The organism is Stenotrophomonas sp. Ste86, from assembly GCF_024519465.1.
Taxonomy (GTDB): Bacteria; Pseudomonadota; Gammaproteobacteria; order Xanthomonadales; family Xanthomonadaceae; genus Stenotrophomonas.
Window position 1 is genome coordinate 1 of sequence record NZ_JALJRW010000040.1, and the last position, 3,000, is coordinate 3,000.

At 65.9% G+C, this 3,000-nt stretch carries 5 protein-coding genes; 3 read left to right on the forward strand and 2 right to left on the reverse strand.

Annotated elements, in window-relative coordinates:
• The first annotated feature begins 390 nt into the window (after positions 1-390).
• Together NR101_RS18930 and NR101_RS18935 are read left to right on the forward strand one after the other, a co-directional pair.
• The gene (locus NR101_RS18930; RefSeq protein ID WP_256775872.1) at positions 391-573 is read left to right on the forward strand and encodes a hypothetical protein; all 183 of its coding nucleotides are present in this window, start codon (positions 391-393) and stop codon (positions 571-573) included.
• A 71-nt stretch (positions 574-644) separates the two neighbouring features.
• Positions 645-1,235 (forward strand): mechanosensitive ion channel family protein, encoded by a 591-nt coding sequence (locus NR101_RS18935; protein ID WP_256775871.1) that lies wholly within the window; start codon positions 645-647, stop codon positions 1,233-1,235.
• A 23-nt stretch (positions 1,236-1,258) separates the two neighbouring features.
• Here the strand turns inward: NR101_RS18935 and NR101_RS18940 are convergent, their stop codons facing one another.
• Together NR101_RS18940 and NR101_RS18945 are read right to left on the reverse strand one after the other, a co-directional pair.
• Positions 1,259-1,525: a DksA/TraR family C4-type zinc finger protein gene (locus NR101_RS18940; protein ID WP_256775870.1), complete on the reverse strand. Its 267-nt coding sequence runs from the start codon at positions 1,523-1,525 to the stop codon at positions 1,259-1,261.
• A 109-nt stretch (positions 1,526-1,634) separates the two neighbouring features.
• Positions 1,635-2,186: a DUF2058 domain-containing protein gene (locus tag NR101_RS18945; RefSeq protein WP_256775869.1), complete on the reverse strand. Its 552-nt coding sequence runs from the start codon at positions 2,184-2,186 to the stop codon at positions 1,635-1,637.
• Positions 2,187-2,260: 74 nt separating this feature from the next.
• Here NR101_RS18945 and NR101_RS18950 point away from each other — a divergent pair, with 74 nt between their 5' ends.
• Positions 2,261-2,758: a M48 family metallopeptidase gene (locus tag NR101_RS18950; protein WP_256775868.1), complete on the forward strand. Its 498-nt coding sequence runs from the start codon at positions 2,261-2,263 to the stop codon at positions 2,756-2,758.
• Positions 2,759-3,000: the final 242 nt, after the last annotated feature.

The following is a 3,000-nucleotide window of genomic DNA, read 5'->3' on the forward strand; positions in this document are numbered from 1 at the left end:
GCCCAGCGCCCGACCCACCGACCAGCGACGGAAAAGCCTGGCTTCCACCTCCGCACCGCACGCCGAGCCCCGTAGCGGCCGGTAGGTTCCTGGGCAAAATCAAGGAGGAGGCCGCCACGCGGCCGGGGGACATTTGCGCCAGGGACCTACCGGCCGCTACGGGCCCCTCCCGCTCGCGGTAGCCCAGAACGAAGACACCAGCCGATCCACACGTCGCCGAACACTGCCCGCCCACACGCGCAGCGTCGTGCTCACGCTGCAACATCTCTTGCAACGGGACGCTCCCTCAAATGGGAGAAGAACCATTTTTTACGTCGCAGCTCTAAACCTTTTTCGGCCTGGCCGCATCCAAGCCTGCGTACCCCACCGACCATCGCCAAGGAACCCGTCATGTCCTCCAGTTGCCTTGTCCTGCTGCTGTCGTTGGCCAGCAGCTGCACCCTGCCATGGAGCCCGGTGACGATCCGCCTGTCGATCCCGCCGCAGCCGGACCTGTGCGTGCAATACGCCGAGCATGCGCCGCTGTGCGTATCGGCGCTGATCGCACGCCTGGAAGCGCATCGGCTGGTCTGATTGCAATTGACGAAAACCTTGCGGCCAGCGCATTAAGATAGGGGTTTACTGCACTATCGCTGCAAGGATCCATGCTGCACATGAAAGACCACCTGCCCACCTGGACCCACCCGTGGCTGCAGTACGGCATTCCCGCCGTACAGATCCTGCTCACCGTGCTGGCCGCCTGGCTGCTGCGCCTGCTCGCCCGACGCCTGATCCGCCGCCTCGGCGAGCACTACACCCTGCCGGCGGAAATGGTGATGGGCGCGCGCCGCATCAGCAGCTTCATCATCAACTTCGGCGCGGTGCTGATCGTGCTGAGCATCGTCGGCGCGTCGGCCTCGGTGCTGTGGACCGCCTTCACCGGTTTCGCCGCGGTGGGTGCGGTGGCGTTCTTCGCCGCCTGGAGCGTGTTGTCGAACATCTTCTGCACGCTGCTGATCTTCACCACACGCCCGTTCCGCCTGCACGACTACATCGAACTGCTGGAGAACGGCGAGAAGCCCGGGCTCAAGGGCCGGGTGATCGACGTCAACCTCATCTACACCACCCTGCAGGAAACCGATGGCGGTCATGAGGGCACGGTGCTGCAGATCCCCAACAACATGTTCTTCCAGCGCACGGTGCGCCGCTGGCGCGATCCATCGCAGGCGCCGGGCGGGATCCAGGGCGACGGCTGAGCGTATCGGCCAACGTCCGGCCCCTAGCGCAGCTGGCTGTCCTTGCTGCCGCGTCGGTTGTAGCCGCCGCTTTCGTGCTGGGCGGCGTCCTCTTCTTCCTGGCAGCGCACGCACAGACGAACGCCCGGCACGGCCTTGCGCCGCGCCTCGGGAATGGGCGCGTCGCAGTGTTCGCAGTGGGTCAATCCCGGGCCCTGCTTGAGTTGCGCGCGGGCGCGCTGGATGGCGTCATCGACGGTGGCGTCGATCTGGTCCTGGACCGCGCCGTCGCCTGCCCAACCTGTCGCCATGATGTGTCTCCCATGCCGGTGTCAGACCCCCAGCATAGACCTGCGCCCTGGGCCGGGGCCGACGCATGGCTGAACGCGGCGACGGCCGCGTGAATGCTTCAGCCGGGCGTTACCAGATCAGGTCGTCGGGCACCTGGAACTGGGCGTAATAGGCATCGTCCTCGGCGTTGCCGGTGCTCGGCGCGGTGCCGGGCTGGGCGTTGTCGAGCACGATGGCGCTGGCATCGCGTTCGCGCACCTTGTCAGCTGCCGCGCGCGGCAGCAGTTCGAAGCCGTCGCCGAAGCGGACGATGACCAGCGCGCCCGACGCCAGCTGCCTGCGCAGGGAGGCGTTGACCAGCAGGGTGCGGATGACGGTGCCATCGTTGAAACGGTACTCGCTCTCGCCGTCGCGCTTGACCTTGTGGGTGTCGATGATCTGCCGGACCTGGGCCTGGAGTTCCTGGGCGCGTGCCTTTTCCTTGCGTTCGGCTTCAAGCGCGCGGTCGCGTTCAGCTTTCTCGGCGCGCACCCGATCGGCCTCGCGCTGGCTTTCGCTGGGCGCGACCGGAGCCTTGCCGTGTCGGGCCTTGACCTGTTCACGGGCGGCCTGTGAGACCTGGGATTTCTTGACCAGCCCGGCCTTGAGCAGCTGCTCCTGCAGGGGATTTGCCTTCGCCATACGCCTAGCATCTGTTGTTGCGGGATTCCGGAGGCCATCATACTGGTCCGCCCGCTCCGCCCCAACCGTCGTCCATGACCGCCCTGAAGTACCTCGCCGGCTATCCGGAGACCCTGCAACAGCAGGTCCGCGAGCTGATCGCGGGCGATCGGCTGGGCCCGTGGCTGCAGCGCCGCTACGCGGACCTGCACACGGTGCGCAACGACCGGCAGCTGTACGACTACACCCAGGGATTGAAAGAACGCTATCTGCGCCAGTCGGCGCCGCTGTCCAAGGTGATCTATGACAGCAAGCTGCAGGTGCTCAAGCACGCGCTGGGCACGCACACCACCGTGTCGCGGGTGCAGGGCAGCAAGCTCAAGGCCAGCCGCGAAATCCGCATCGCCACGGTGTTTCGCGAGGCGCCAGCGCCGTTCCTGAAGATGATCGTGGTGCACGAGCTGGCGCACCTGAAGGAGTCGGACCACAACAAGGCCTTCTACCAGCTCTGCACACACATGGAAGCGGACTACCACCAGCTCGAATTCGACCTCCGCCTGTATCTGACCCACCTGGACGGCAGCAGCAGCTGACCCGACAAGGGAAGCCCATCGGTCGGCGCCACGACGCCAGGTAGAGCCGACCGTTGGTCGGCTGCGCTTCCACAATTCAACCGCACCACACCCCATGATCCCCGTGTTTGGGCAAGGATGTGTATCCGGCGTCCGCTTTTGTCCATTCCCCCGGCCCCCTGCCAAGTGTGAGGGCCTGGCGTGGGTAGGTTGGCGGGACCCTCAAGCCGCATGGATGCGGCTTGGGAGCCTACACGGACGTA

Bases quoted from the DNA above. Each gene is read 5' to 3' on its own strand.
- NR101_RS18945 (WP_256775869.1), bottom strand. From the start codon at position 2,186: ATGGCGAAGGCAAATCCCCTGCAGGAGCAGCTGCTCAAGGCCGGGCTG.
- NR101_RS18930 (WP_256775872.1), top strand. From the start codon at position 391: ATGTCCTCCAGTTGCCTTGTCCTGCTGCTGTCGTTGGCCAGCAGCTGC.
- NR101_RS18950 (WP_256775868.1), top strand. From the start codon at position 2,261: ATGACCGCCCTGAAGTACCTCGCCGGCTATCCGGAGACCCTGCAACAG.
- NR101_RS18940 (WP_256775870.1), bottom strand. From the start codon at position 1,525: ATGGCGACAGGTTGGGCAGGCGACGGCGCGGTCCAGGACCAGATCGAC.
- NR101_RS18935 (WP_256775871.1), top strand. From the start codon at position 645: ATGCTGCACATGAAAGACCACCTGCCCACCTGGACCCACCCGTGGCTG.